The sequence below is a fragment of the Methylotenera sp. E1MeOHC1 genome (assembly GCF_058745595.1).
On sequence record NZ_CP196025.1, the window covers coordinates 2,017,465 to 2,040,030 of the forward strand.

The following is a 22,566-nucleotide window of genomic DNA, read 5'->3' on the forward strand; positions in this document are numbered from 1 at the left end:
TGTTGGCACATTATACCTACATTACCCTAGCCTTATTCATTGGCAATCATGGATTAGCGTGAGGGATAGCGAGCAAGCATACGGGCTTTCTGTTAAGCTTTCATTTTTAAATTTGCAAGATAACATCATGGCTCAATATGTAATGTCGATGCTCCGCGTGAGCAAGATTGTTCCCCCTAAAAAACAAATTATTAAAGATATCTCTTTGTCTTTTTTCCCCGGTGCAAAAATTGGTTTGCTGGGTTTAAACGGTTCGGGTAAATCTACCGTGCTACGCATTATGGCTGGCGCAGATAAAGAGTTTGAGGGTGAGGTGCAATGGCAGCCTAATATTTCGATTGGCTATTTGCCGCAAGAGCCGCAGTTAGACGCAAATAAAACCGTGCGTGAAGAAGTTGAAAGCGGCATGGGCGAGGTGATGGAGGCTAAGCAAAAGCTAGAGGAAGTGTATGCGGCCTATGCCGAGCCTGATGCAGACTTTGATAAGCTGGCTGAAGACCAAGCGCGCTATGAAAATATCATAGCTGCGAGTGGCTCTGATGTTGAGCACCAATTAGAAATCGCGGCAGATGCCCTACGCCTACCAGCTTGGGATGCAAAGATTGGCCCATTATCTGGTGGTGAGAAGCGCCGCGTTGCTTTGTGTAAATTGCTGTTATCTAAGCCAGATATGCTGTTACTAGATGAGCCAACCAACCACTTGGATGCAGAGTCTGTAGAGTGGCTAGAGCAGTTTTTAGTACGCTTCCCAGGCACGGTGGTGGCAGTTACCCATGACCGCTACTTCCTTGATAATGCGGCAGAGTGGATTTTAGAGCTAGACCGTGGTCACGGTATTCCATGGAAAGGTAATTACTCTAGCTGGTTGGACCAAAAGCAAGCGCGCTTAGCGTTGGAAGAGTCTCAAGAGTCATCACGCCGTAAAGCGCTGAATACTGAGCTGGAGTGGGTACGTCAGAATCCGAAAGCACGTCAGGCCAAGAGCAAGGCGCGTATTGCACGCTATGAAGAGTTAGCGAGTGCCGAGTACCAAAAACGCAATGAAACACAGGAGATTTTTATCCCAGCTGGTGAGCGTTTAGGTGACCAAGTGATTGAGTTTAACGGCGTGAGCAAGGCATTTAAAGACCGCTTGCTGATTGATAATTTGAGCTTTAGTATCCCAGCCGGTGCGATTGTGGGGATTATCGGCCCGAACGGTGCAGGTAAATCTACCCTGTTTAAGATGATTACAGGCATGGAGCAGCCAGATAGCGGTGAAGTGAACATCGGTCAAACAGTTAAATTGGCTTACGTTGACCAAAGCCGCGATGTGCTAAGTAATGATAAAACCGTGTTTGATGAAATTTCAGGTGGCTCAGACATCTTAACCGTAGGCCGTTACGAAACGCCATCTCGCGCCTACATTGGCCGCTTTAACTTTAAAGGCGGTGACCAGCAGAAAATCGTTGGCCAACTGTCAGGCGGTGAGCGTGGGCGCCTACACTTAGCTAAAACACTGATTTCTGGCGGCAATGTATTGTTGCTGGATGAACCATCAAACGACTTAGATGTGGAAACATTACGTGCGCTGGAAGATGCATTGCTGGAGTTTGCAGGCAGCGTGCTGGTGATCTCGCATGATCGCTGGTTCTTAGACCGTATCGCAACGCACATCTTGGCGGCTGAGGGCGAATCACAATGGACGTTCTTTAACGGTAACTATCAGGAGTATGAGGCTGATAAACGTAAACGTTTGGGTGAGGAAGGTGCTAAACCTAAACGTATCAGGTATAAACCTATTGCACGTTAGGCATTTATGGAAACTTCGGCTATTCAATCCATCAAACTGGCTATAGTTGCTGCTACGGGACTATCTAAGGATGCCCTTCACATCTATGTTGGCCTGGCCGTATTCCTTGCGGCTGCAGCTGTGTTACGGAAGCCACTTCGTTCTAATGTCCCATGGCTTGTGGTGGTTGGTATAGCCGTCACAGGAGAAGTGCTTGATATGCGTGATGACGTTGCTAGTCTTGGGTATTTGCGCTGGGGTGCAAGTTTGCACGACATACTCAATACCCTTTTCTGGCCAACCGTATTTTTGCTACTCGCCAAGTTTGGCATTTTCTTTCATGCTTCAAGTGACCGTAATGCCTAACCCATCATTCAAGCGGGACTGTGGACTTGCCTTAAAAAAGTAGACACATCGACCTAACTTTTAGGAGATGTGACATGGCAAGAACAATCAAACGAGCATACGCTCGTTATGCAGAATCATTCAAAGCTGAGGCAGTTCGATTAGCCTCTCAACCTGGCATATTGGTCCAAGATGTTGCAGCATCACTAGACATCCACCCCTTTATGCTGTCACGATGGAAGAAACAATCGCGTGAGGGGCTTATCATAGCAAATCAATCAGCAAGTGAACCTGACCTGGTGAATGAAGCTGAGCTTCTCCGCCTGCGCGAGGTAGAGAAAGCCTATGCCCAGCTTAAGCTGGAGCATGACCTTTTAAAAAAAGCCATCAAATTCACTTCCGATGTAAAACGGACATCTTCCGTTTCATTGCCCAAAATTGCCAAGATTTCCCGATCCAAATGATGTGCGAGAAATACAAGGTATCGCGAAGTGGATTTTATGCATGGCAGCGGCGGCCTGCATCAGCTAGGTCATTGGACAACACCAGCTTATGTGAACACATTAAAGCACTACACAAAACCAGCCATGAGGCTTATGGCAGCCCACGCATCTATGCTGCGCTCAAGCAACAAGGCCTAAGCTGTGGACGTAACAAAATCGCACTACTCATGCGCCAGATGAGCATCTCAGGTCGAGCCAGTCGCCTGTATTGGAGAAATGCAGGCAATCACGCATTCTTTCAGCGTCATGGGAACGAGAAACTCAGCATGGATGAGCCTAGTAGCATCAATCAATTGTGGGTAGGTGATGTGACCTTTATCAAGACGGGTAATGGTTGGCAGTTTTTAGCGGTGGTAATGGATATGTTCTCGCGTCGCATTATTGGCTGGGCATTGGCTAACCATCGAAAGGCGAGCTTAACTTGTGAAGCGCTACAGATGGCTATTAAGCAGCGAAAGCCTAAGACTGGCCTGTGGTTTCACTCTGACCGAGGAATTGAATATGCTGCGCTTGAATATCAAGCCTTGTTAAGGCAATATGGTATTAAACCAAGTATGAATCGGCCAAGACAATGTACCGATAATGCGCATATGGAGTCATTCTTCCATTCGTTTAAAAGTGAGTGGATACATGGTAATAAATTTAAAGGGGGTGAAGATTTGAAAGTAGCAATTAAGCATTATATTGAGGACTTTTATAACCCTGTACGTTTGCATTCGGGTATTGGGTATCAATCACCTGTTGCGATGGAAATTAACGGTTAGATGGTGTCCACTTTTTACAGGCAAGATCACCGGCTAAAGCCAATTCCTTTATTCAAACGTTAGGCATCGTCAATGATTGATGGCAAAACACCTTCACATCAAAACGCCGCTGAATTTGCGTGGCAAAGTGATGATGTTTTTGGCCGGATTGCATCACGTTACGATAAGCTCAGCGATATCTTTAGTTTTGGTATTCATAGGTTATGGAAAAGGCGTGTTGCAAAGAGAATAACGAGCGAAAAGTGGAATACATTACTTGATGGAGCCAGTGGAACTGGAGACATTATTCTTCGAGTAATGGATAGCGCCTCAATTCAAGGGCGCACGGTAATTGCATCTGACGTGAGCGTGAAGATGCTCGCTATCGCCGAGCAACGCTTACACTCATTTAATGGAAGTGTGAGTCTCAGACTACTGGATGCCGAGAACATGCCTTCCATTCAAACGGACACTGTGGATGCCTACTCTATTTCACTTGGACTAAAAATCTGCAACCGGCATCTTGCAGTTCAGGAAGCGCTACGTGTTCTCAAGCCTGGAGGTAAGCTAATAGTATTAGAAGCATCGAACATCCGTTGGAGATTGCTGCATCGCGTCTATCTGGCGTACATGTCTTTTTGCATGCCTCTACTTGGTTGGATAGCAACAGGTGGTGATGCATCCGCATACAAATACTTGTTGCAGGGCGTTCGTGACTTCCCTACGGCAGAGGCGTTTGCTCAAGAGTTGGTGAATCATGGGTTCGAGGAAGTTAAATTTGAGCGCCTATCACTAGGCATTGTCGCTATTCATACTGCCCGCAAGCCACTTGGCAAACCGAATAGCTAGCCCACATTCAGATCAGACTTTAATGCGGGGTTTATGCGGGGCATTTTTTGCAAGCCGATCCCAAATAATCGGTGGAATCAGTCGCATCAGCCTTGCCACCCATCCCATTTGCCATGGGATGACCACAAAACGTCGCTTGCGCACAATGGCATTCACAAACTTGTGTGCAGCAATATCTACATCCATCAAAAATGGCATTTTATAGGTGTTGATATCGGTCATTGGGGTGCGGATATATCCCGGAGCTATAGTGGTGACGGCGATATTGTGATGCAGCATTTCCACGCGCAGGCTTTCTAGGTAAGCAATGGATGCTGCTTTAGAAGCACTATAAGCCCCTGCTCCTGGTAAGCCGCGGATGCCTGCTACGCTGGCGATGCCCACCAATTGAGCAGAGTTGCCGCTGGCGGCGGCCAAATGCATGGCATGAATAAATGGTTGAAATGTATTCACGAGGCCAATCACATTAATATCCATCACTGCCTGAAATGCATTGGTGTCTGCCGCATTTTCGGTGAGTGTGCCGCTACTGACCCCTGCGCTGCCAATCACAACGTTAGGTGCGCCATAGTGCTGTATAAAATGCTGTGCGGCAGAACTCAGCGCATCGCCATCGCGCACGTCTAAAGCATAAACCGCACATTTGATGTTATAGCTGGTTTCTAAGGTCTGTTGTAGCGCTTGTAAGTGCTCACTACGCCTTGCTGCCAACCCAATGATTGTATCTTGATGTGGATAGCGTTTTGCATATTCATATGCAAGCGCTTCACCTATACCGCTAGATGCACCTGTGATAAAGACTTTCATCGCCATCTTTCGTTATTGTTGGTTGTGGAATGATAGGACATGCAAATATAAAAACCCCGTTTTGCGATGTAGCAGAAACGGGGTTTTAAGTTTAGTACAGCCGGAGTAATTTACCAATTAAAAAGCTTTTCATAAAAAGCTTTAAACCAGTGCGGCGAGGCCGTTACTTTTTTGCTGGGGTAGCTGCCTTAGCTTTATCGGCACGGATGTTAGCGATGATGTAGTCAGCCGTTTTTAGCGCTGCATCATTGTTACCTGCCATGGTGCTTGAAGTAATGAATTGACCATTGATAATTAAGCTAGGTACGCCAGTTGCACCTGAAGAGCGGAAGATATTAGCCGCACGATTTAAGCTGGTGTTAGTGGCAAATGAGCCAAAAGCTTCTTCCACTTTTCTTTTATCTAAGCCGCTTTGTTGGGTAACCCAGTTAATCGCTGCTTTTTCATCTGTAGGGTTGAGTGATTTTTTAGTGTGAATCGCTTCAAATAATGGTGTGTGTAGTTTCTCTAACACGCCGAGTGTTTCCATGGCATAGTAAGCTTTTGCCATTGGCGCCCATGCTTGGTGCGGTAACCCTGGTACGCGTTTAAAGGCTACATCTGCAGGTAATTTTTTTACCCATGCGTTGATGGGTGCTTCCATGCTATGGCAGTGCCCACAGCCGTACCAAAACAACTCAATGACCTCAATCTTGTTTGGGGTGTCGGTATTGATGGTTTGTGCGGTACGATCAAAGTCTTTACCCATTTGCGGCTCAGCCATGGCGCTAAATGAGGCTAGCAACATTAAAGCGGTTAATAATTTTTTCATTGATATTGTCCTTGTTAACGATTCTTTAAATTTGTAATTAAAAATTCAGCTATTCAACAAACGTGTCACCCTAAAACGTATTATCTTAGAGTTTGGCTGACAATTATTTCTTATCAATATTGTTTGTTGATTACGATCACTTTGCATTGACCTGCGCAGCGTCTATTGGGTTTCATTATTGATGGTAATTAAATCAGATTTAAAACCATTGCTGGCTAAATCTGCCTTAGTTTTGTTAATCAGTTCCAGATTTTTGAGCGGGCCCACGCGTACGCGGTGCCAAACGCCCTTGTTCGGGATGGTAGCGGTTTGTACCACGGCCTCAAAGCCTTGTAAGGCCAGCGTGGCTTTCATGTTGTCTGCTTCGTCTTCGGTCTGAAAAGCACCTACCTGTAGAAAGTATGTATTTTTTACTGATGGTTCAGTACTCTGTTCTTTGATTTTCACCTCTTCGGTAGTGACTTGGCGCTCGCTGCCCGGCAGTATGGTGTAAAAATCAAAACGCGTTTTGTCTTCAGCAGTTTCAGCCGGTTTGGTTTTTTCCTCTGCGGCTACTTCTTTATCTTGAGCGGCTTTTTCTTTAGCTGTTTCTGCGATTTTTTCAGAGACCGGCTTATTAGGTGAGGTTAAATCGGCAAATGGGCTTTCTTCACCCTTAATCATCATCACTACCGCTAAAGATGCGGCCACGCCTAATAAAAAGCCGATTAATAACCCCGTGATAAATGGATTGCCTTGGCTTTGCTTGGACGTGCGCTCTGGTCTAGGTTTGTAATCCCTACTCATAATGACTCCTTACATTCTTTCTTTAGCAGCGACACCCAGTAAATCCAGGCCGTTTTTAAGCACTTGTTGGGTAGCACTAATTAAACTTAAGCGTGCGAGTTTTAACTGTTCATCTTCGATTAAGAATTTATATTCGTTATAGTAGCTGTGCAGATCACTGGCTAATTCTTTTAGGTAGTTAGCCACTACATGCGGTGCTAGCTCAGTTGCCGCATTGGCGACCACTTCCGGGTACTCGCTTAAGCGCTGCATCAATGCAGTTTCGTGCGCTGTGGTTAATGGGTTGAGGTTAACGTTGACCAAGCTGTTGGTGTCACCGTTCCATTGGCTTAGCACGCTACAAATACGCGCATGTGCATATTGAATGTAGTACACCGGGTTATCGTTGCTTTGGCTACGTGCTAAATCGATATCAAATACCAATTGTGAATCTGCACGGCGTGCGGCTAAGAAGTAACGCGTTGCATCGCAACCAACCTCTTCAATCAGGTCACGCAGTGTGACATAGCTACCCGCACGTTTTGAGAGTTTAACCTCTTCGCCGCCACGCATCACGGTCACCATTTGATGCAATACGTAATCTGGCCAGCCTTTAGGGATGCCAATATCTAAAGCCTGCAAACCGGCACGTACACGGGTGATGGTACTGTGGTGGTCTGCGCCCTGCTCGTTAATTACACGTACAAAGCCGCGGTTCCATTTGTCGGTGTGGTAAGCCACATCCGGTACAAAATAGGTGTAGCCGCCATCAGTCTTGCGCATCACGCGGTCTTTGTCATCACCAAAATCTGTAGTTTTTAGCCACAGTGCATCGTCTTGTTCATAAGTGTGGCCGCTTTTAATTAAGGCTTGAACCGTTTGTTCAACTTTGCCTGTCGTATATAGCGCACTTTCTAGTGAAAAGACGTCAAACTTGATTTGGAACGCTTTTAAGTCTAAATCTTGCTCGTGACGTAAATACGCTACGCTAAATGCGCGAATTGAATTTAAATCATTGATATCGCCACTGGCGGTCACTTCAATGTCATCGGCAACCACAGTATGTTTTGCAAGGAAAGCCGCTGCAATATCGTTGATATATTCGCCGCGGTAGCCATTTTCAGGGAAGCTTTCGTGCTCAGTGGAGATGCCTTTGCATCTTGCTAATACTGAGATGGTCAGGTTGTCGATTTGTGCGCCGGCATCGTTGTAGTAAAATTCACGGGTCACATCCCAGCCGTTAGCGTCTAATAGACGTGCCAAACAGTCGCCCACTGCCGCGCCGCGACCATGGCCCACATGTAAAGGGCCGGTTGGATTGGCTGATACAAACTCTACCTGTACTTTTTGCTGTTGGCCGTTGCTGTTGCCGCCATATTGCGCACCCGCGTTGAGAATATCTTTAATCACAACCTGCTTGGATTGCGGGCTTAAAAAGAAGTTAATAAAGCCGGCGCCTGCAATTTCAGTTTTGGCGATATATTCGCTGGCAGGCAATGCTTCAATAATCTGGGTGGCGATAGCGCGTGGGTTTTGTTTTAGCGGTTTAGCCAAAACTAAGGCCAAGTTTGTGGCAAAATCGCCATGGTCGGCAGATTTTGGGCGCTCTAATATAATCGTTAGGTCAGTAATTTCTGGCGCAATTGTTTTTGCGGCAGTCGTTAGTAATTGGGTAAGATGTGTTTTCACAATAATTACATAAAATCTAAAAACGGTATTTTAACCCATATTGGTGCATATATTAGTGCTTAGAACGCTAAGTGATCAAGTTCCGGTGGCGGTATCCGTCTAAGGGCTTGCGATAATCAGCACTTAGACGAAAAAGGCGCAGATATAGATGGCGTTAAATGCTTTAATTGGCGCTAAAAGACGCATAATAGACGGCAAATTTTCACCAATTTTTTTAACTTAAAGCGGCTTTAGTTTTACCCACTTTAATCCTTATAAATTTTTAATCCGTAGTGTTATCACCATTGCCAAAACCCATTCTAAAAATTGCACTTGATGTACCGCTGGCGCGCTTATTTGACTATTTAAGCGCAGGTCAGCACGTGGAGGTCGGCCAACGGGTGTTGGTGCCGTTCGGGCGCCGCAATCAAATTGGTATTGTGATGGCATTGGCTGATAGTAGTGAATTTGCCATTGAGAAGCTCAAACCCATCACGCAGGTATTTGGCGATGAAGCGCCGCTGGATGCAGAAGTATTAAGTTTAATTAAATTTAGCGCGGATTATTATCACTATCCATTTGGGCAGGCTTTGCTAGCAGCATTGCCCGCGCGTTTACGCCAAGTGGCGCCAGCCGTTGCACGTAAACAATATTTATATCAAATCACTGACGCCGGCAAGCAAGTGGGTTTGGAATCCTTGCCCAGGCGGCAGCGTGTGCTGCGCCTAGTGTTGCAAGCCTTGCAAACCGAGGGTGCACAAACGGAAGCGGCACTGGATGCGCTGTCTGGCAGTGCGCGTAAGGCGGCAAAAGAGTTGGTTAGTTTGGGCTATGCTGAAACTGAGCAAGTGCTGGCGGTAAAGCGTGTGCCGGCGATTTTGGAGACACCGCAACCCGCACTAAATACAGAGCAGGCAGCGGCGGTGGCAAGCATTACGCAGGAGATACAGGCGTTTAAGGCTTGGCTACTACACGGGATTACCGGCAGTGGCAAAACCGAGGTGTATATTCGTTTAATGCAGCACGTTCTGCAGCAGCAATCGAACACTGATAGCGCTACGCAGGCACAACCTAGTGCCCAAGTGCTGGTGCTAGTGCCTGAGATTAACCTGACGCCGCAACTGGAAGCTAGGTTCAGGGCACGCTTACCGCAATATAACCTGGTGAGTTTACATAGTAGCCTGAGTGAGAGTGAACGCTTACATAACTGGCAGTTGGCGCAATCTGGTGCTGCACAAATCATTATCGGCACGCGCCTTTCAATTTTTACGCCTATTCCTAATCTTAAGCTGATTATCATCGACGAAGAGCATGACAGCTCTTACAAGCAGCAAGATAGCATGCGCTACCATGCGCGCGATGTTGCCTTGGTGCGAGCCAAACGCCTGAATATTCCGGTGGTGATGGGCTCCGCCACCCCGGCGTTGGAAAGCTGGTACAACGCGATGGGTAGCCATGTGCAGGCTTCAAGCGCAGCGTCTAGCAATAATCAGCCTAATAAATATGGACTGTTAACCTTAAAGCAGCGCGCAGTAACTGCTGCCCAGCTCCCTAAAATTGACTGTATTGATACCACCAAGGTGAACTTACAGCACGGCCTGACGCCGCAGCTGGTTTCCGCATTACGTTTGCGGTTGGAGCGTAAGGAGCAGTCGCTATTATTTATCAATCGCCGTGGTTATTCGCCGGTATTGTTGTGTACGGCCTGCCATTGGATTGCGCCGTGCACGCGCTGCAGCAGTCGTTTAGTGGTGCATCTGAGGCAAAAAAAATTGCGCTGCCATCACTGTGGGCACGAACAGCGGATCCCTCACCAGTGCCCAAGCTGCGGTGATGCCGATTTACACCCGACTGGCCATGGTACGCAACGTTTGGAGCAAACCCTAGCTAGCCTGCTCCCAACGGCGCGTATCGCAAGGGTAGACCGTGACAGCATTAGCCGTAAGCACGCCTTGGTTGAGATATTAGACCGTGTGCACAATCAGGAAATTGATATTTTAGTGGGCACGCAAATGCTGGCGAAAGGACATGATTTTCCTAATCTAACGCTAGTAGGTGTGATAGATACAGATAGCGCGCTGCATAGCCCGGACTTTAGGGCGAGTGAGCGTTTGTTTGCACAACTGATGCAAGTAGCCGGCCGTGCCGGGCGTGCCGATAAAGCTGGGCAAGTGATTATTCAAACTGCTTTTCCAGACCACGCACTGTTTAATGCGCTACGCAGCCAAGATTACGCAACTTATGCCAGTGATTTGCTACTGGAACGTGAGCAGGTACAGTTTCCGCCTTATGTGTTTACCGCATTGCTGCGTGCTGAAGCGCATGATTTTGCTTTGGTGCAGCAGTTTTTGCAGTTGGCATTTACAGGCGCGCGCGCGTTGAGTCAGCATGTGGTGACTTATGACCCAGTGCGGCCGCAGATGGAGCGCTTAAAAGGCATGGAGCGTGGTTATATTTTGATGCATGCGCACCAGCGGCCTGCATTGCAGAAGCTGTTGACGCAATTGGTATATCAATTAAGGGCTGAGCCGATAGCGGCTAAGGTGAGATGGGCGGTGGATGTGAACCCATTAGAGTTTTAATGGGTATCGCACTAGTTTGATGCAGCATCTATGCCACTTGTACTTATGCACTTAATTGCGCGAGATAAAGTGACAAATAGACATAGATGATTCTGCAAGTTGCTACGTATTATTACGTTTTTAATCTAACAATCAACGACATTGATTTGCTCGGAGAGCCGGATAAAGCGCTCTACTGGCGTTACCCAAACAATGCCGTCACCTACTTGGCCGGTATGGCCGATTTCTACAATGGTTTGCAATATACCTTCTAGCAAGTCGTCGCTCACCACCATGATGATCATCACTTTGGGGCTGTAGTCCGTCAGTTCTTCTCGTATGCCTTGGGCAGGTTTGGCCAAATGATGGCCGCAGCCATCTACTTTGCTCACCGTCATGCCCGGGAAGCCCTTGATATTGCGTAGGGACGAGCGAATTTTTGCTAAACGATGCGGTTGTATCACTGCTCTAATTTCTTTCATTAAACAATCCCTTTCAACGACTGGTTAAGCTTCAATTTTAGATTCTTCAAAAATGCGATATAGCGTAGGCAATACCACTAAGGTCAGTAGCGTTGAGCTGATTAGCCCGCCAATCACTACAATTGCCAATGGGCGCTGTATTTCTGAGCCCGGGCCAGTGGCAAATAAAAATGGTACCAATGCCAGCATCGCCACGGTGGCGGTCATCATCACCGGTCTAAACCTTTGTTTACAACCTTCAATAATCGCTTCCATCTGGCCTTTACCCTCCTCACGCAATGAGCGGATGTAAGACACCAGCACTACGCCATTGAGCACCGCAATACCCCACAGCGCAATAAACCCAACAGACGCCGGCACAGACAGGTATTCGCCAGTCACCAGTAGTGCGAAAATGCCGCCAATTGAGGCAAATGGCAAGATCATAATGATCATGGTGGCAAATCGAATTGAGTTAAATAACAGGAACAGTAGGAAGAATATGGCGGCCACCGTCACAGGCACGATAATCATCAAATGATTTAACGCACGTTCCATGTTTTGGAATTGACCACCATACTCCAGATAATAACCGTCCGGTAATTTAACTTTGTCTGTCAGTACTGATTGCAGTTCAGCCACAAAGCCGCCTAAGTCACGGTCTTTCACGTTAATTGCCACCACGATGCGGCGCTTACCTAGCTCACGGCTAATCTGTGCAGGGCCATCTTTGATTTCGATTTCAGCTAAATCGCGGAGTGCCACGCGAGCGCCATTGGGTGAGGTGACGAGAATATTGCCTATAGACTCAACATTATTTCTAAAGCTATCAGGAAAGCGCACCGCTGCTGAGAAGCGACGTTGTCCTTCGTAGATATCAGTGGCAATTTTTCCGCCAATCGCGGTTTCAATAATATCGTGGATATCCGAGGCGTTAATGCCTTGGCGTGCAATGGCTTGGCGGTTCACCGTGATATTCAGATATTGCTGCCCGGATATTTTCTCTACACGTAAATCCACCGCACCAGGGATGGCGCCGGCGATTTTAACAATCTCCTCAGCTTTGCTTTTGAGTTTGCCCATGTCATCGCCAAATATTTTCACCGCAACATCAGAACGCACGCCAGTGAGCAACTCATCCACCCGGTCTGAAATAGGCTGCGCCATCACAATCTGCACACCGGGCAGGCCTTCTGTCAGCACCTCGGTCATTTTGTCCGCAATGTCATCTTGGGTCCAACCTTTAGGCCACTCGTTACGTGGTTTGAGACTGATGATAGGGGTAGATTCATTTTGCGCTTGCGGGTCTGCCGGGCTTTCACCGCGGCCGATACCAGACATGGCAGATTTTACCCCTGGCACTTTTTCCATGATTAAGCGCATCGCTTCATTTTCCATCTTGATTGACTCTTCAAGTGAAATATTGGGCACGCGATTAATGCCCGGCACGATAGAGCCCTCTTTCATTTCTGGGATAAATGAGGTGCCCAGCAATGGCACCACCAACAGCGCCGCAATAAATACACCGGTTGCGCCAGCAATGGTTTTTTTATCGTTCACCAGTACCCAGTTCAGCATCTTGAGGTAGGGTTTTTTGATAAATTGGATAAATTTTGTATCTTCACCAGAGCCGCCTTTTAGGATATACGAGCACAGTACCGGCGATAGCGTTAACGAAATAATCAAAGACACAAAAAGCGCGATGGCAATGGTGAGTGCTAATGGCGCAAACATTTTGCCTTCCATGCCTTGTAGGGTCATCAGCGGTAAAAACACCAAGATGATAATGCCCACGCCAAACAGTACCGGCGTTGCCACTTCTGATGCGGCTTCCAGCACTACCCGGATTTTACTTTCGCCTTGGCGATGCCCCAGATGGTGAAACGCATTTTCCACCACCACCACCGAGCCATCCACCATCAAGCCAATCGCAATGGCGAGCCCGCCCAGCGACATCAAGTTGGCAGAAATATCATAATGATTCATGGCCATAAAAGTGATGAGTGGCGTCAAAATCAAAGTCGCCACCACAATCACGCTAGAGCGCACATCCCCTAAGAACAGGAACAGTATTAGCACCACTAAAATAATGCCTTCTACTAATACTTTACTCACGGTAAAGAGTGCTGCATCCACCAGTTCACTACGGTCATAGTAAGGTACGATTTGTAGGCCATCTGGCAGCATGCCTTTGGCGTTAATTTCTTCTACACGTTCTTTGACGCGGCTGACCACTTCCTTGGCGTTACCGCCGCGCATCATAATTACAATGCCGCCTACAGATTCGGTGTAGCCATTTTTCATCACGGCACCTACGCGCACTTCATGGCCTAATTTCACTTCGGCCACATCGCGCATAAATACCGGTACCCCGCTCTGTTCTTTCAGTACGATATTGCGAATGTCGTCCAGGCTTTCGATTAAACCCACACCGCGAATCAGGTACTGCTCTGCAAATTGAGGTAACACACCGCCGCCGCTGTTTGCGTTGTTTTTAGCTAAGGCGGAGTAGATGTCCTGTAATTTTAGGCCGTAGTGATTCATCCTATCCGGATTAACCAATGCCTGATATTGCTTGACATAGCCGCCCTGGGAGTTGATTTCTGCCACCCCAGGAATGCCACGTAGCAATGGGCGCACTATCCAGTCTTGAATCGAGCGCCTTTCCGTAAGCTCTTCTGTACTAAGCTCGGTTTTGCCATCCGCAGGGTTGTCCAGCGTGTACTGGTAAATTTCGCCCAAGCCCGTGGCCACAGGCCCTAGGATGGGGGTGACGCCTTGCGGCATTTTATCCATCACCTCCATTAGTCGCTCCATCACCAACTGGCGTGCGAAATAAACATCGGTATTGTCAGTAAATACCAGGGTAATCAGCGATAGCCCGTTGCGATTGAGTGAGCGCATCTCGGTGAGGCCAGGTAAGCCTGTCATGCCAATTTCTAATGGTACGGTGATAAACCGTTCTACTTCTTCCGGTGACTTACCGGTGGCTTGGGTTGCAATTTGCACTTGCACGTTGGTTACATCCGGAAATGCATCCACGGATAGTTTTTGTAATGCAAAGATACCGGCCATCATCAGCGCCACAGCGATGACCAGCACGATAAGGCGCTGCTTGAGCGCCGAGCGAATCAGAGATTCAATCATGCTTTACTCCAATTCTTTAATTTTACGTTCGTTATTCACATGGAACGCGCCGTCGTTGACGACCACTTCGCCATCAGAAATACCATTGGTGATAGTCACCATGTCCATGTATTCTGGCCCGAGTTCCACTTCGCGCAGGCGGAATTTATTTGGCGCAAGCTGTACGTAAACATAGGTTTTGTCGTTCTCACGCACGATGCTTTGTAGCGGCAGGGCCAATTTGGATGTTGGGCTAGATTTAATCAGCATAGAGACCAGCATATCCGGCTTGATTTCGCGGTCAGCGTTTTCAATATCACAGCGTACAGTGACAGTTCTGGTTTCTGGGTTGACCACGTCACCTTCGTAGATCAGCTTGGCGGTGTATTGCTTGTTATGCAGGGCGGGAATTTCCACCAACACCTCTTCACCAATTTTAATCAGATCAATCTGCTGCTCAGGCACTTCAGCCACCACCCACACATGAGATAGATCGGCAATGATAAATAGTTCTTCAGCCGGTTGTACCACTTGCCCCAGGTTAACTTTGCGGCTAATTACATTACCGGTAATGCGTGACACCACATTGCTGTAAGAATGAATCTGGCCAGATTTAGATAGTTTATCTATCGCCGCCTCACTCATGCCCAGTACGATTAACTGGTCCCGTGCCGCGTTTAAATCTGCCTGCGCCGCGCTTAATTCTGCCTCCCTGCGTTGCAGTTCGGCAGAGCCGATCACATCCGCTTCTTGCAGTAGCTTGGCGCGGTTTACGGCTTTGGTTTGCAGGCCAATCTGTTGCGCAGCTTTAATATAAACCAGCTGGCTCTGTGCTAACTCTGTACTGTTTAAAGTAGCGAGCACTTGTCCGTTATTTACTTTTTGCCCTAGGGTGGCTTCAATATCTTTCACTCGGCCGGTCACTGAGGCGCCAATTCTTGCCATGCGTTGCTCGTCAACCTGTATGGTGCCGGGCAGGCGCATGGTGTCGCGCATCTCAATTTTGCCGGTGGTGTGCAGCGTGACTTGCTTGGCAAGTTGGTTGGTAATTTCAACGATATCCACATCCTTGGCTTTTGCTTTAGCTGGCGCTACCTCTTCTTTCGAGGAACATCCGGTTAACATGATGCCAACCATGCAAAAAGCCAGCAGCAGGTTTTTGCTAAATAAGTGATGGGTAGTAATGGGTTGAGCAGTCATTATGGTTTAACCTCCAAAAGTTCATAGCCAAGCAAACGTTCTATTGTGAGCATGGCGTTTATATATTCGTAGCGTGCAGATAAGTAGTCTTTTTTGACTGCGCGTTTTGTGCGTTGCGCATCTAAATAATCCAGAATGCCGCGCTCGCCAAAGCGATAGGCGGCTTCCGCTACTTTGAGCACAGATTCAGCCTGCTCAAGCAGGCCATCTTCAAACGCTGAAACTTGCTGCTGCGCAATCAGGTAGCGTTGATACGCTGACTCAATGTCGCGTTGAATCGTGAGTTCGCGGTCACTCAGCACGGCTTGCACTTCCCTGAGCTCTGCCGCTGCATGTGCGATTGGGCCGCTACGTTTGTCCCAAACCGGGATAGGAATGGCAACTCCGATGCGAAACTGGCGTAAGTCAGGGTCTTGCTCCACCCCTGCTTTCAGGCTTAGCCCGGGGTTCCGCAGTGCATCCTGTAAACGTAAATTGGCTTCAGAAGTTTTGATGGCAGCACGGATCTGCTTGAGCTGCGGTGAGTCGCTCATCTGCTCACGCAAGGTGTCAATTTGCGGCAGGCTGCTGGTAATCGGCAGCTCACCAACTAAGGTAAAGTCTTCAGGAATCGCAGCGCTCACTAAACCTCTTAGATAAGCCTTGCCTTCCACGACGCGTGTTTTGGCCGATTGGTAATCACGCTCGGCAGCCAGCGCCTCTGTGTTGGCTTTAATGAGTTCGTATTTGGGGGACTCTCCCACCTCAACCCTTAATTTCACACGGTCACGAATGTCTTTTAATAACTTATAGTCAGCCTCGGTCAGGCTAAGAAACGCCTCGCGCTGCAACACATCATAAAAAGCACTTTTGACGCGCGTGATTAATTCTCGTTTGGTCACTTCAGTGCTAAGTGTCGCAACCGCGATGTTGTGTTCAGCCACATTGATTTTGGCATTGCGCACACTAGGGTAGTCCAAGGGCTGGGAGATGCCTACCACCCAGTTGCCGCTGGAGCCTAGCCCGCCCGGAGTTCTGTAACGTGTTGGGCCGCCCATCAGTTCTATTTCTGGGTTTGCATAGGTTTTAGCGGTGATGACCGAAGCCGAAGCTGCATCTTCGCGCGCTTTGTAAATATTAAGCAGCGGGTTTTGCTCCGCAGCAATACTAATGATTTGATTAATTGAGTAATTGGGGGCGGCTGTTGCCGTGAAGCTAGCAACGATACCTCCCAACAAAATAAATGTTAAAGCTATCGTTCGGGGGTACGTTACCCCTGAATTTGCACCAAATGCAGGCATGAATACTTTTCCTTTGTGATGGAAGTAAGCGCAACGATCAGTACAGGTCAGCCACAGGCTATACGTGGCCTGTAGCTGAGTGAGCTAGTCGAGCGTAGGGTTTCTGTGCAAATACCAATCTCTAGTGATTGGTAAGCAAGAGTTAAGCCAGAGGGTGGCTTTGGAGGGGGGGTCTTAAATACAGGAGCGGTGTAGGCTCCTGATAACTTGCATAATCATGGTGCAACATAATGTACGTGCTATACCAGTGGGTGGAGCGAGGAATAATATCGACAATGGTGTCGCTTAGGTCGCGGTTGCTATCTTTATCGGGTTGTGTCGCTGAAAGCTGCGCATTTTCAATGATTTTATTTTCGTATAAATCAATATTCAACTGCGTAATAGCAGCAAGCGCCGTCAAAATTCCGATAATCGAAATTAGCCGTGCGATGGTTTTCATTGATAGCAATTTATAGAGCATTGAATATAGCGTTGATTTGGAGGCGTACTTTAAGTATTTGTATGCATTAAGGCAAGTCCGCCTATTGTCCATTGCGGATGAGATTTAGTCAAATTTGAAATAATGATACAAGTTACTCGAGTCCTATCTATAAGCATGCTTCCTAATGTATTGATGTGTGCTGCAGCTTGTTTGCGTACCCTGACAAACTAACAGAGCAATGCAAGTGAAGCGCCAATGATGATGGATAACCATTGTTTCATGCCCATGGAACGTGTCCTGCACGTCGTGTCCTTGACATTAGACTTTACCATAAGCGTATCACTCGCATTGCTCTGCCAGCTTGTGCTCAAAATCGCGCGACTCCCAAATGCTGCTTAGCCGGAGTCTCGCCACAAACTCATCTGTTTCACCATTCTCCGCGGTTGTTTTTATCCAGATGCTATGGTGAGACAATGCGATTGTTGCGATGGTTCCGTGATTTATAGATGACGGCTAAGTCTGCTTACGCCTGCTTCAAATCGGCCTGCTTAATTGCGAGCATGCCTTGGTCTACTCGTGTTTTGTCATCAATAGCACATGGTAATTATTGTGACCAATAATGGTGGCCTGTCCGTTTGCTACTAGCTGCGGAGCGAGCTTAGCGCTGGTAATCAGCAGTTTATCGGGCTGTTGCAGTAATGTTTTTACAGCGGCGTAATCATCTATGATCTGAACGTGTCCGTTGGTGTAGTAACTCAAGGAAAACTCATCAGAGCTATAAGCATACAGTGGCAGGGTTGGGTATTTGCTTTGTGCATCCTGAACAAGCTTGCGGGCTGATCTGGTTTCAGTTTGTTGCGGAATCCAAACTAGGCTAGCAATCGTTGCCAGAATAAGCCAAGCTGCGATTAAAACCTGCATTAGCCTCTTAAAGCGGCGACCTAATGTAGGCCAAAAATTGGCTGTTAATAACGCAAAAGCAGGCAAAGCCGTTAAGGTGTATGTCCAGATAATATTGCGTGAGAGGGTGAAGAACAGTAATGGCGCCAGTATCCATGCCCATAACCATTTAGTCTGTGAGTCTAGTTTTGAGTTGATAAGTGGTTTATCTTTAACGATGCCGTAAATAAATATCGGCAGCCAAACGGCAATAGATACTGTCCAATACAGCCAGATCATGCCTATCGCTTGGCGGTGCGCCATGCCGTACATGTCCCCTTTCCAGCCCGGTTCTAAAAAGCGCTGGAAATGCTCACCAACGATAAAATACTTGAGGAAGCCCGGATAATAAATCTCTGCAGGAATATACCAGGCCAGTACTATGCCAATAAACAGCACAATGCCTGGCCAAAACCATATTTTCTTGATGTGGTGATAGATAACTTCACGCGATGAGCAGGCCCAAAATAACAAAACGGGTAACCCAATCAGCGCCCAAGTCGCCAACCCCTTAGCAATGGCCCCTATGCCCAGTACTACCCATAAGCCATATTGATCCAGTTTTAATGGTTCGGCACTTGTCTGCAAGCGCCATAAAAGTACCATGGCCCAGGTAACGACAGCGAGCTGGGTTGCATCGGTCATCACTGCGCCGGCGCTGATAAAGCCAATCGGTGCGGTCAGCATCACAAAAGAAGCCAATAACCATTGCTGGCGTGTCAGCTTGAGGCTTTGCGCGCCATATAAAAGCGCTAGGCAGGATAGCAGTACCAGTAATAAGGAAGGTAATCTAAGCGCAAATTCGTTGTGACCAAATGCCAGCCAGCTAGAAGCAGCAAACCATGTAGCTAAAGGTGGTTTAGCGAAAAAGGGCTGGCTTGCCGACATATGGGGCATTAGCCAGTAGTGGCCGGTTGCAGTCACGCGCGCCAGTTCGCCATAGCGCGCCTCCGTCGTGTCCAGCAGAGGTATGCTGCTCATCAAAATGATGCGTAGTGTGATGACAAATAAAATTAATGCAGTGAAATAGAGAAAAGCTTTAGTTTGAGTGCGCGACATGCTGTTTTTTTAACCTACGCCTTTATTGGCTTGATCAGGATGAAGCAGCAAGAGCTGTGCCATTATCGGCCTGATGGTGATATTTTTTATATTAATCAATTGGTTAATAACGAATTGATCAGGTATTTAATAGAATGGGTACATAAAAAGAATACAGATTTTGCAGGATTTATACAAGCTTGGTTTGGGTGCACCCTGCAATGGTTACATGCATATTGCATTTAAGTCTGGCAGCTTTATTCAAATCTGACAGATAAAATCTTCGGACTGTCGTTTTCATGGCTTAGACATTAACTTGAATCGATTGGAGTATAATTGACCTTTTGGCGGGTGTAGTTCAATGGTAGAACGCTAGCTTCCCAAGCTCGATACGCGGGTTCGATTCCCGTCACCCGCTCCACCTTTAGCAATTAGCGACAATATTATGGCAAACCAAGCACCCCCATCAGTTTTGACATTCGCAGGTACAGACCCAAGTAGTGGTGCTGGGCTGCAGGCAGATATCCTTACGTTTGCCAGTATTGGTTGCCATCCTTTGTCTGTAGTGACAGCCATCACTGCGCAGGATACGGTAGGTGTTGATGGCGTGTTGGCGATGGATCCAGACTGGGTCAACGATCAGGCGCGTGCGATTTTAGAAGATGTACAGGTGTCAGCCTTTAAATTGGGTTTGCTGGGTTCCGTGGAGAACATCGCAGTGATTGCCGAAATCATGGCAGATTACCCGGACATCCCTTTGCTGATAGACCCTATTTTAACTTCAGGTCGTGGCGATGATTTAAGCAATGATGAAATGATGGAAGCCATGGTAGAGCTGTTGTTCCCACAGGCTACATTGATTACGCCTAATAGTTTAGAGGCACGTCGCTTTGCGTTTGCGGACGAAGCGGAAGAAGTAGGATTGACCTCTTTAGATGAAAGTGCGGCGCGCTTGCTGGCAATGGGTAGTGAGTATGTGCTGATTACAGGTACCCATGAGCGTACTACCGAAGTCACGAATACCCTATATGGTGAAGATAAGCTGATTAAGGCCTATAAATGGGAGCGTTTACCCGGCAGTTACCATGGCTCTGGCTGCACGCTGACCAGTGCGATTGCTGCCTGCATGGCGCATGGCCTCAGCATTGAAGATGCCGTGCTGGAGGCGCAAGAGTACACATGGCAAACCCTTAAAAACGGCTTCAGGCCAGGCATGGGGCAATATATTCCAGACCGCATGTTCTGGGCGCGCGATGAAGAAGACCCTGCCATCAATAGTGGTGATGGCAGTGTGAAAACGCACTAGACCCACACTTTCATATGTCGGTAATTAAAGGGCTTTACGCAATTACGCCAGATGAGCAAGATACCGATATCTTGCTTGCCAAGGTTGCGGCTGCTTTGCAGGGTGGGATTGGTGTTTTGCAGTATCGCAACAAGCTGGCTAATCATAAACTGCAAACGCAACAGGCGCGCGCGCTGCTGCCTTTATGTCGCCAATACCAAGTACCCTTCATTATTAATGACTCCATCAAGCTGTGCCTGACTTTGGATGCGGACGGTGTGCATTTGGGCGCGGATGACGGCAATTTAGCAGAGGCTAGGGCTAGATTAGGAAGTAATAAGCTTCTGGGAGCATCTTGTTATAACCGTTTTGATTTGGCCGTTTCTGCGCAGCAACTAGGGGCGGACTATGTAGCTTTTGGTGCATGCTTTGCTTCGAGCACCAAGCCCAATGCGCCAGTGGCAGGCTTGCATTTATTCACGCAGGCAAAAGCGGAGCTTAATATTCCCACCGTCGCTATTGGCGGTATCACTTTAGACAATGCGCCGTCAGCAATTGCCGCTGGTGCAGACTCCTTAGCAGTCATCAATGCAATTTTTAATGCAGATGACGTAAAATTAACTTCTCAACAATTTACAAAGCTATTTCAATCATGACCTCAGCCAATCAAGCCCTTTTTGAAAAATCACAACAACTTATTCCGGGCGGTGTAAATTCGCCGGTGCGTGCGTTCCGTAGTGTGGGCGGTACGCCAATTTTCTTTAAAAAAGGTTTAGGCTCTAAGTTGTGGGATGTCGATGGCAAAGAGTACATTGATTACATTAACTCTTGGGGGCCAATGATTGTGGGTCATGCGCACCCAGATGTGATTGGTGCCGTGCAGGCAGTAGCCGCTAATAGTTTGTCATTTGGCGCGCCGACCGGTTTGGAGTTGGAAATGGCATCGCTGATTAACAAGCTGGTGCCTAGCATGGAGCAGGTGCGTTTGGTGAGCAGTGGTACAGAGGCGACCATGAGCGCGATTCGTGTGGCGCGCGGCTTTACCGGCCGTAATAAATTAGTGAAGTTTGAAGGCTGCTACCACGGTCATTCAGATGCTTTATTGGTAAAGGCCGGCTCTGGTTTGCTCACATTTGGCGAGCCTAGCTCAGCTGGTGTGCCAGCTGAGGTGGCGGCACATACCTTAACGCTTGAATACAATAATACGCAACAATTAAAAGAGCTGTTTGCAACAGCGGGTGATGAAATTGCCTGTGTCATCATTGAGCCGGTGGTGGGCAATATGAATCTCGTGGTGCCGCATATGGAGTTCCTGCAAACCCTGCGCGAACTGTGTACGCAGCATGGCGCAGTGTTGATTTTTGATGAAGTAATGACGGGCTTCCGTGTGCATTTAGGCGGTGCTCAGGCCTTATATGGCATCAAGCCAGACATGACGACTTTGGGTAAAGTAATTGGCGGTGGCTTGCCGGTAGGTGCATTTGGCGGACGTAAAGATATTATGCAATGCCTAGCGCCATTGGGTGCGGTGTATCAGGCTGGCACCTTGTCAGGTAACCCAGTTGCAGTAACGGCTGGCTTAGAAACATTGAAGCTGATTCAAGCGCCAGATTTTCATGCCAAGCTCACAGCCAAGACTAAAAAACTGGTGGACGGCTTGGTTGCTGTAGCAAAAGAGGTTGGTGTTGTATTTAGTGCGCAAAGTGTTGGCGGTATGTTTGGTTTGTACTTTAGTGAGCGCTGCCCTACTAGCTTTGCCGAGGTGATGCAGGCCAATAAAGAAAACTTCAATCTGTTCTTCCACAGTATGTTGGATGCTGGCATTTATTTAGGGCCATCTGCATTTGAAGCGGGCTTTGTGTCTGCTGCACATACAGATGACGATATTGCCTTTACCTTGGTCGCCGCTAAAAAAGCATTTGCGGCAGTTGCCGCTCGATAGCATTTGGAGCAAAGCTTGCTTTGCTTAATTCGCTTGCTTTAAAGCCTGTCT

19 protein-coding genes and 1 tRNA gene are annotated in these 22,566 nt (G+C 47.7%); 10 read left to right on the plus strand and 10 right to left on the minus strand.

From position 1 onward, the window contains the following. Window positions 1-127: 127 nt before the first annotated feature. From ettA to ACSSU7_RS09525, 5 genes are all read left to right on the plus strand, one after another. Window positions 128-1,792, plus strand: coding sequence for an energy-dependent translational throttle protein EttA (ettA, locus tag ACSSU7_RS09505; RefSeq protein WP_029143915.1), 1,665 nt, complete (start codon window positions 128-130; stop codon window positions 1,790-1,792). A gap of 6 nt (window positions 1,793-1,798) precedes the next feature. Then, a complete protein-coding gene (locus tag ACSSU7_RS09510; protein WP_492516253.1) occupies window positions 1,799-2,137 on the plus strand; it encodes a hypothetical protein in 339 nt (112 codons plus the stop codon). Window positions 2,138-2,211: 74 nt separating this feature from the next. After that, window positions 2,212-2,580, plus strand: a complete 369-nt coding sequence (locus ACSSU7_RS09515; RefSeq protein WP_492516254.1) for a transposase — start codon at window positions 2,212-2,214, stop codon at window positions 2,578-2,580. Then, window positions 2,544-3,383, plus strand: a complete 840-nt coding sequence (locus ACSSU7_RS09520) for an IS3 family transposase (RefSeq protein WP_492517785.1) — start codon at window positions 2,544-2,546, stop codon at window positions 3,381-3,383. The genes ACSSU7_RS09515 and ACSSU7_RS09520 overlap by 37 nt, the downstream gene beginning before the upstream one ends. A gap of 72 nt (window positions 3,384-3,455) precedes the next feature. Further along, complete coding sequence (locus tag ACSSU7_RS09525; protein WP_492516255.1) at window positions 3,456-4,211, plus strand: ubiquinone/menaquinone biosynthesis methyltransferase; 756 nt, start codon at window positions 3,456-3,458, stop codon at window positions 4,209-4,211. A gap of 12 nt (window positions 4,212-4,223) precedes the next feature. On the opposite strand, the gene ACSSU7_RS09530 is transcribed toward ACSSU7_RS09525, so the two are convergent. The 4 genes from ACSSU7_RS09530 to argS form a co-directional block, all read right to left on the minus strand. Beyond that, a complete protein-coding gene (locus tag ACSSU7_RS09530) occupies window positions 4,224-5,024 on the minus strand; it encodes an SDR family oxidoreductase (RefSeq protein ID WP_492516256.1) in 801 nt (266 codons plus the stop codon). 157 nt (window positions 5,025-5,181) lie between these two features. Next, window positions 5,182-5,829, minus strand: a complete 648-nt coding sequence (locus tag ACSSU7_RS09535) for a thiol:disulfide interchange protein DsbA/DsbL (RefSeq protein ID WP_492516257.1) — start codon at window positions 5,827-5,829, stop codon at window positions 5,182-5,184. A 162-nt stretch (window positions 5,830-5,991) separates the two neighbouring features. Then, a complete protein-coding gene (locus ACSSU7_RS09540; RefSeq protein ID WP_492516258.1) occupies window positions 5,992-6,615 on the minus strand; it encodes an SPOR domain-containing protein in 624 nt (207 codons plus the stop codon). A gap of 9 nt (window positions 6,616-6,624) precedes the next feature. Beyond that, window positions 6,625-8,283, minus strand: a complete 1,659-nt coding sequence (argS, locus tag ACSSU7_RS09545; protein ID WP_492516259.1) for an arginine--tRNA ligase — start codon at window positions 8,281-8,283, stop codon at window positions 6,625-6,627. A 284-nt stretch (window positions 8,284-8,567) separates the two neighbouring features. Between argS and ACSSU7_RS09550 the strand changes: the two genes are divergently transcribed. Continuing rightward, the gene (locus ACSSU7_RS09550; protein ID WP_492516260.1) at window positions 8,568-10,844 is read left to right on the plus strand and encodes a primosomal protein N'; all 2,277 of its coding nucleotides are present in this window, start codon (window positions 8,568-8,570) and stop codon (window positions 10,842-10,844) included. 125 nt (window positions 10,845-10,969) lie between these two features. On the opposite strand, the gene ACSSU7_RS09555 is transcribed toward ACSSU7_RS09550, so the two are convergent. The 6 genes from ACSSU7_RS09555 to ACSSU7_RS09580 all read right to left on the minus strand — a co-directional run bounded on the left by ACSSU7_RS09555 (window position 10,970) and on the right by ACSSU7_RS09580 (window position 19,309). Continuing rightward, the gene (locus ACSSU7_RS09555; protein WP_135276596.1) at window positions 10,970-11,305 is read right to left on the minus strand and encodes a P-II family nitrogen regulator; all 336 of its coding nucleotides are present in this window, start codon (window positions 11,303-11,305) and stop codon (window positions 10,970-10,972) included. Window positions 11,306-11,329: 24 nt separating this feature from the next. Continuing rightward, window positions 11,330-14,431, minus strand: coding sequence for an efflux RND transporter permease subunit (locus ACSSU7_RS09560; RefSeq protein WP_492516261.1), 3,102 nt, complete (start codon window positions 14,429-14,431; stop codon window positions 11,330-11,332). Between the two features lie 3 nt (window positions 14,432-14,434). Beyond that, the gene (locus ACSSU7_RS09565; protein ID WP_492516262.1) at window positions 14,435-15,610 is read right to left on the minus strand and encodes an efflux RND transporter periplasmic adaptor subunit; all 1,176 of its coding nucleotides are present in this window, start codon (window positions 15,608-15,610) and stop codon (window positions 14,435-14,437) included. Next, entirely contained in the window at window positions 15,610-16,890 is a 1,281-nt protein-coding gene (locus tag ACSSU7_RS09570; RefSeq protein WP_492516263.1) for a TolC family protein, read from the minus strand. Before ACSSU7_RS09570 ends, ACSSU7_RS09565 begins: the two co-directional genes overlap by 1 nt. Window positions 16,891-17,032: 142 nt before the next feature. Beyond that, on the minus strand, window positions 17,033-17,329 hold the full coding sequence (locus ACSSU7_RS09575; RefSeq protein WP_492516264.1) for a hypothetical protein: 297 nt from the start codon (window positions 17,327-17,329) through the stop codon (window positions 17,033-17,035). A 552-nt stretch (window positions 17,330-17,881) separates the two neighbouring features. After that, window positions 17,882-19,309: an ArnT family glycosyltransferase gene (locus ACSSU7_RS09580; RefSeq protein WP_492516265.1), complete on the minus strand. Its 1,428-nt coding sequence runs from the start codon at window positions 19,307-19,309 to the stop codon at window positions 17,882-17,884. 326 nt (window positions 19,310-19,635) lie between these two features. Between ACSSU7_RS09580 and ACSSU7_RS09585 the strand changes: the two genes are divergently transcribed. From ACSSU7_RS09585 to hemL, 4 genes are all read left to right on the plus strand, one after another. After that, window positions 19,636-19,709 (plus strand) — tRNA-Gly (locus ACSSU7_RS09585). A 24-nt stretch (window positions 19,710-19,733) separates the two neighbouring features. Next, the gene (gene thiD / locus ACSSU7_RS09590) at window positions 19,734-20,594 is read left to right on the plus strand and encodes a bifunctional hydroxymethylpyrimidine kinase/phosphomethylpyrimidine kinase (RefSeq protein WP_135276609.1); all 861 of its coding nucleotides are present in this window, start codon (window positions 19,734-19,736) and stop codon (window positions 20,592-20,594) included. Between the two features lie 14 nt (window positions 20,595-20,608). Further along, window positions 20,609-21,229, plus strand: a complete 621-nt coding sequence (gene thiE / locus ACSSU7_RS09595) for a thiamine phosphate synthase (protein ID WP_492516266.1) — start codon at window positions 20,609-20,611, stop codon at window positions 21,227-21,229. Beyond that, window positions 21,226-22,515: a glutamate-1-semialdehyde 2,1-aminomutase gene (hemL, locus tag ACSSU7_RS09600; RefSeq protein ID WP_492516267.1), complete on the plus strand. Its 1,290-nt coding sequence runs from the start codon at window positions 21,226-21,228 to the stop codon at window positions 22,513-22,515. Before thiE ends, hemL begins: the two co-directional genes overlap by 4 nt. Window positions 22,516-22,566 lie beyond the last annotated feature (51 nt).